Below are 6,384 nucleotides of genomic sequence, written 5' to 3' on the forward strand. Positions count from 1 at the left end.
CTATTATTTCCATTCGTGCGCTTACTTACCATTTCTTGCAGTAAAACAATATATAAGAAAAGCTCCTCAATTACGATGGAGCAGATCAAAATCAGTATGTATTTTACATTTATAAAAAGCAACCCAGCGAAGCGTGCCTGGAATCCCAGGCGGCTTAACAACCAGGTTGCTTTTATACCCGCATCTATTATCGGCGAAGGCCGAGTTTTTCGATCAATGCGCTGTAACGTTTAACGTCTTTGTTCTTAAGGTAAGCCAACAGTTTACGACGTTGACCAACCATCTTAAGCAGACCACGACGCGAGTGATGATCTTTCTTGTGCGTCCGAAGATGATCTGTCAAGTTGACGATGTTTTGCGTCAGGATAGCGATTTGAACTTCTGGTGAACCAGTATCGTTCGCATGCGTCTTGTGCTCATCGATCAATTGATGTTTACGCTCTTGTGTAAGTGCCATCCGTATTCACCTCCCTATATCATAATCGCCATTAGCCTCGCCGCCGTCGGTGAATCTCGAGCTGGCCAAGCTAAGGTTCTAATGGTGCGCGAGCTACATACGAAGTATGAGTACGCAACCTTTAAGAGTATAGCACAGTCGCCTACCAAAAGTAAATGCCGGTATGGTCGATTACTTATTATAGGCAGTCAAGACGTTCCGCGCTTTATCTGAATCCGCTTTGATCTGGCTAATTAATTCATCAATCGAGCCGAATTTCTTCTCGGTACGAAGGAATGAGATGAACTCGATCGTAATCGTCTTTTCATACAGATCACCGCTAAAATCAAACAAGTGTGCTTCCATAACCGGCTCCGGCAGCTTCTCGTGGAATGTTGGCTTTACGCCAATATTCAGAACGCCTGGCATCCGTTTGCCATCTACATGAACCATAATGGCGTAAACGCCTTGCCTCGGAACGAGGAAACCAGCTTCCGGCTGCACATTAGCTGTCGGAAATCCGATCTTGCTTCCTCTGCCTTCCCCATGAACGACAATGCCGCGAACTTGATAAGGCTCGCCGAGCAGCTGCTCCGCCGCTTCCGGACGGCCTTCCTGCAGCGCTTCTCGAATGAGCGTGCTGCTTACTTTATCGCCATCTTGCATGAAAGGATCCACAATTTCCACCTCGATGTCCGGCTCTCCAAGAGCCCATAACGTTTCCGGCTTCCCAGCGCCTTTTGCTCCGAACGTGAAGTCAAAGCCGACTACGGCTCTTTTCACACGAAGCGGACGCAGCACCTGACCTACGAAATCTTCTGGCGATACGCCAGCAAAGGTCAAATCGAACGTGACGATATAGACCACATCGACTCCAATGAGGCGGAAGCGTTCAATCTTGTCCTCAAGCGGTGTCAGGCTGACTGCATACTGCCCACTCTGGCCAAGCACTTCCTTCGGATGCGGATGAAAGGTCATAACCGCGCTCTGAAGACCGTTTGCCTTCGCCAATTCCACCGCGCGGCGGATAACATTCTGATGCCCGCGGTGCACACCGTCGAAATGACCAATCGCCAGCGCCTTCGGCACAGCTTGCTGCACGGTTAGCGCAGAAGCGATCGGGTATTGTAATGAGATGATTTCCATCTGCAGTCACACCTGCTTTGTGATGTTCACTAACAAGCTTACGCTGTAGGCGTGAAAACTTTCACACCTTTAAGCGAAGCTGTTTCTTGATCTTGCTCGAACAAACCGACAAACGTTCCGTCTTCCCCATACAATCGAATGATCGCATCCGAATCGAATGGATCATGCTCGAGTAGCGAGGAGAGCGAAATGCGTTTACCTTGAAAAGCACGCTGAACATTGACGCCGCTGACCGTCGCGCGAGGAAAATGATCAATCGCTTGGTCGGCTGGTGTCAGCTTCGACGCGAGCTCGCCCGATGCCATTAGCTGTGCAATATCTTCGAGCGTGTAGCAATCCGCTTCTTTGAAGCCGCCAGACATGGTTCGCGTCAGCTTCACCATTACGGCTGGAACATGAAGCGCTTGTCCAATATCAACGCAAAGTGTTCGGATGTATGTACCCTTGGAGCATTCCACCGAGAAACGAATCGTTGGATGCGGCTGATCCAGCTTCATCTCTAGCAGCTCGAGCTTGTGGATCGTGACCACTCTCGACTTCCGCTCAACGACTTGTCCTTCCCGGGCAAGCTCATAGAGCCGTTTACCGTCAATCTTCACTGCGGAATACATCGGAGGTACCTGCTCGATAGCACCGAGGAACGTTGCAAGTACGCGGCGAATATCGTCTTCCGTAACCGTTACAGAAGGAAGCTCGGTCAGCACTGTGCCTGACATATCTTCCGTATCTGTAGCGATGCCGAATTTCATTTCCGCTTCATAGCTCTTCGGACGTTCTTGTACATATTCGACGACACGTGTCGCTCTGCCAATGCAGAGCGGAAGCACGCCCGTCACTTCTGGATCAAGCGTGCCGGTATGCCCGATTCGCTTCACCTTTACTATTCTTCTTACTTTTGCTACGACGTCGTGAGAGGTCCAGCCAGCTGGCTTCCAGACCGCCAAGATGCCATCCATCATTTATCCAGCGCCTCTCTTACTGCATTTACTACGAATGTGGCTGCTTCCGATATGCCGTGCTCTAACCTACAACCTGCTGCACGAACATGCCCTCCACCGCCAAATGATTGAGCAATTGCAGATACGTCCACCTTGCCGGCCGAACGCATGCTTACTTTCACTTCACCATTCTCGGTTTCTTTTAGCAAAATGCCTACCTCTACACCTTCCACATTGAGCGCGTAGTTCACGAGACCTTCGAGATCATCGCCGACAGCGCCAGTCTCAGCCATATCAGCGTGTGTGATGTAAAGAGAAGCAATTTTGTTATCATCCGAGAACAAGAGCCGACTTAGTCCGCGCTGCAAGATAAGCAATTGCGCCTTCGTCATCTGCTCAAGCAGAAGATTCGCAATAAAATGAGCTGGTGCGCCTTCTGCAAGCATCCGGGAAGCAATATGCATCACCCTCGGAGTTGTGTTGGAGTAGCGGAAACCGCCTGTGTCCGTCAACAACCCGGTATAGATGGCTGTTGCAGCTTCTTTATCAAGCGGGATCGCACCGTGCTCAATTAGATCATATAAAATTTCAACCGTTGCAGCCGCATCGACTCGAATCAAGTTTGCCGTCCCAAACGCATCATTAGTTGGATGATGATCGATATTAAGAAGCTGAGCGTCTTGGGTAAACAGCGTGCTTACAAGTCCGATCCGGCGAGAATCGGCGCAGTCAATCGCGATAACACGATCGAACTTCTCTGTTGGCTGAGAATGACTGTAATTAATAATCATTGCAGACCTGTCCATAAATTGAAGCCGGACAGGCACTTTGCCTTCATTTATTAAGACCGCTTGTTTGCCAAGCTGCTCAAGCAACCAGCCAACAACGATCGTTGAGCTGATGGCATCGCCATCCGGCTGAACATGCGAGACGACAAGAAATCGATTGCCGCCTCGAATGAAATCAAGCGCCTTCTGAAGCTGATCCAGGTAATCGACCGAGAACGCCGCAGAATCCCCGGCGATCATTGCTGAGCACTCCCGCCATTAATGTCAGTGAGCAGAGATTCGATCCGGCTGCCGTATTCGATACTGCTATCGAATTTGAACAGCAAATCCGGTGTGTGACGGAATCGAATCCGCTTGCCGAGCTCGGAGCGCAGGAAGCCTTTGCCGCGGGCAAGTGCTTTCAGCGTCTCCTCCTTCTGCTCGTCACTGCCAAGCACGCTGAGATAAATTCGTGCCTGGGACATATCGTTCGTCAGATCGACGCCCGTTACGGTAATAAAGCCAATTCGCGGATCTTTAAGCTCCAGTTGAATGATTTGGCTTAGTTCTTTCTTAATTTGTTCACCTACACGTCCTACGCGGACTTTCGCCATAGGTTAATCACCTCTCTACTGACTCCATGATGTAGGCTTCAATGACGTCGCCTTCTCTGAGGTCATTAAACTTATCCAGCGTAATACCGCACTCGTAGCCTTGTGCAACTTCTTTCGCATCGTCCTTGAATCGTTTGAGCGATTCGATCTCGCCCTCGAACGTTACGATACCGCCGCGGATCAAGCGAGCTTTGGCGTTACGAGCGATTTTGCCCGAAGTAACCATACAACCTGCGATTACGCCGACTTTCGTAACTTTGAACAAGTTACGCACTTCCGCTTGACCAATAACAACTTCCTTGAAGATTGGATCCAGCATGCCTTTCATCGCTTGCTCGATCTCGTCAATGACGTTGTAGATGATGCTGTGCAGACGAATGTCGACTTTCTCCTGCTCGGCTGTCGCAAGTGCTTGCGGCTCAGGACGAACATTGAAACCGATAACGATTGCGCTTGATGCAGCAGCAAGGTTGATATCGGACTCCGTGATTGCACCGGCACCGCTGTGAATGATCTTCACGCGTACGCCTTCAATATCAATCTTGGCAAGAGATCCTTTAAGCGCCTCAGTGGAGCCTTGAACGTCCCCTTTAATGATGACGTTCAGATCTTTAATCTCGCCTTCTTTAATATGATTGTACAAATCTTCGAGCGTTACTCTCGAGTTCGCGCCAAGATCAGCCTGACGCTGCTTGATTGCCCGACGATCAGCGATAGCACGTGCTTTACGCTCGTCTTCGAACACGAGGAACGGATCGCCCGCTTGCGGAACCTCAGTTAAACCCGTAATCTCGATTGGCGTACTTGGACCCGCTTCTTTCAGTCTGCGGCCCTTGTCATTAACCATGGCACGAACACGACCGAAGCAGTTGCCCGCAACGAATGCGTCGCCGATCTTAAGCGAACCGTGCTGTACGAGCACGCGCGCAACCGGACCTTTACCTTTATCAAGCTCTGCTTCAATGACCGTACCGCGAGCACGTTTGTTCGGGTTCGCTTTGTAGTCGTTCATTTCAGCTACGAGTAGAATCATTTCGAGCAATTCTTCCAAATTGATGCGCTGCTTCGCGGATACGTTAACGAAGATCGTATCGCCGCCCCACTCTTCCGGAACAAGCTCATACTCGGTCAAGCTTTGTTTGATTTTGTCTGGATCTGCATCCGGCTTATCAATTTTGTTCACAGCGACGATGATAGGAACGCCTGCCGCTTTCGCATGGTTGATTGCTTCAACCGTCTGCGGCATAACGCCGTCGTCCGCTGCAACAACGATGATTGTAATATCCGTAACTTGTGCACCGCGGGCACGCATGAGCGTAAACGCTTCGTGACCTGGTGTATCAAGGAATGTAATTTTCTTGTGGTTGATTTCGACTTGGTACGCACCAATATGCTGTGTGATGCCGCCTGCTTCGCCGCTTGTTACACTTGTGTGGCGGATCGCATCAAGAAGCGTTGTTTTACCGTGGTCAACGTGACCCATGATTGTAACAACTGGCGGACGAGTCTCGAGCACATCATCTTCGTCTTTCTCTTCGATTGTCTCGAATGCGTCCTCTTCAACCGGAATCTTCACTTCAACTTCGACACCGTATTCCGTTGCGATAAGTTGAACCGTATCCAGATCAACCTCTTGGTTAATCGTCGCCATAACACCAAGCGTAATAAGCTTCTTGATAACCTCGGAAGCATCCTTATGCAGCAGCTTCGCAAGATCGCCAACGGTCATTGTACCACGCACAATAATTTTCTTAGGCGTGTTGTCGACTTTCTCTCTGCGCTCTTGCTGCTGGCCTCTGCCGCGATTATTTTTGCCACCGCGATTATTTCTGAAATTGCTGCCAGTACGGTTATCGTCAAAGCGTTTGTTTACGCTGTTGAACGAATTGTTTGCAGCTTTCGGATTTGTTCTACGCTTATCTTCCGTCGAGAACGTACGTGCAGGTGCAGGCGCACTGCTGCTGCGGTTTGCTGATGATTGCGGTGCGTTGTTGCGGAAACCACCGCCACCTTGACTGCCGCCTTGAGCGCCTTGGCCTTGCGGACGGTTGCCTTGGTAGCCGCCGCCGCCTTGACCGCTTTGTCCTTGTGGACGATTGCCTTGGTAGCCGCCGCCGCCTTGACCGCTTTGTCCTTGTGGACGGCTGCCTTGGTAGCCGCCGCCGCCTTGACCGCTTTGTCCTTGTGGACGGCTGCCTTGGTAGCCGCCGCCACCTTGACCGCTTTGTCCTTGTGGACGGTTGCCTTGGTAACCGCCGCCGCCTTGACCGCTTTGTCCTTGTGGACGGCTGCCTTGGTAGCCGCCGCCGCCTTGACCGCTTTGTCCTTGTGGACGGTTGCCTTGGTAGCCGCTGCTGCCTTGACCGCTTTGTCCTTGTGGACGGTTGCCTTGGTAGCCGCCGCCTTGACCTTGTGGACGATTGCCTTGGTAGCCGCCTTGACGTTGACCACCTTGACCTTGCGGACGAGCGCCTTGACCTTGG

General features: G+C 51.0%; 6 protein-coding genes. All 6 read right to left on the reverse strand.

Annotated features, from left to right (window positions below):
* Nucleotides 1-187: 187 nt before the first annotated feature.
* Complete coding sequence (rpsO, locus tag AC0LWF_RS25010; RefSeq protein WP_090574209.1) at nt 188-457, reverse strand: 30S ribosomal protein S15; 270 nt, start codon at nt 455-457, stop codon at nt 188-190.
* Nucleotides 458-628: 171 nt separating this feature from the next.
* Complete coding sequence (locus AC0LWF_RS25015; RefSeq protein ID WP_474654254.1) at nt 629-1,582, reverse strand: bifunctional riboflavin kinase/FAD synthetase; 954 nt, start codon at nt 1,580-1,582, stop codon at nt 629-631.
* A 38-nt stretch (nt 1,583-1,620) separates the two neighbouring features.
* Nucleotides 1,621-2,541 carry a tRNA pseudouridine(55) synthase TruB gene (gene truB, locus AC0LWF_RS25020; protein ID WP_474654255.1) on the reverse strand — a complete coding sequence of 307 codons (921 nt, stop codon included), beginning with the start codon at nt 2,539-2,541 and terminating at the stop codon, nt 1,621-1,623.
* Nucleotides 2,538-3,548, reverse strand: coding sequence for a DHH family phosphoesterase (locus AC0LWF_RS25025; protein WP_474654256.1), 1,011 nt, complete (start codon nt 3,546-3,548; stop codon nt 2,538-2,540). The genes truB and AC0LWF_RS25025 overlap by 4 nt, the downstream gene beginning before the upstream one ends.
* Nucleotides 3,545-3,901: a 30S ribosome-binding factor RbfA gene (gene rbfA, locus AC0LWF_RS25030; protein ID WP_090574196.1), complete on the reverse strand. Its 357-nt coding sequence runs from the start codon at nt 3,899-3,901 to the stop codon at nt 3,545-3,547. The genes AC0LWF_RS25025 and rbfA overlap by 4 nt, the downstream gene beginning before the upstream one ends.
* A gap of 7 nt (nt 3,902-3,908) precedes the next feature.
* Nucleotides 3,909-6,384: translation initiation factor IF-2 (gene infB / locus AC0LWF_RS25035; RefSeq protein ID WP_474654257.1), on the reverse strand; the 2,476-nt coding region annotated here is incomplete at its 5' end.

It is taken from the genome of Paenibacillus sp. sgz302114 (assembly GCF_056120345.1).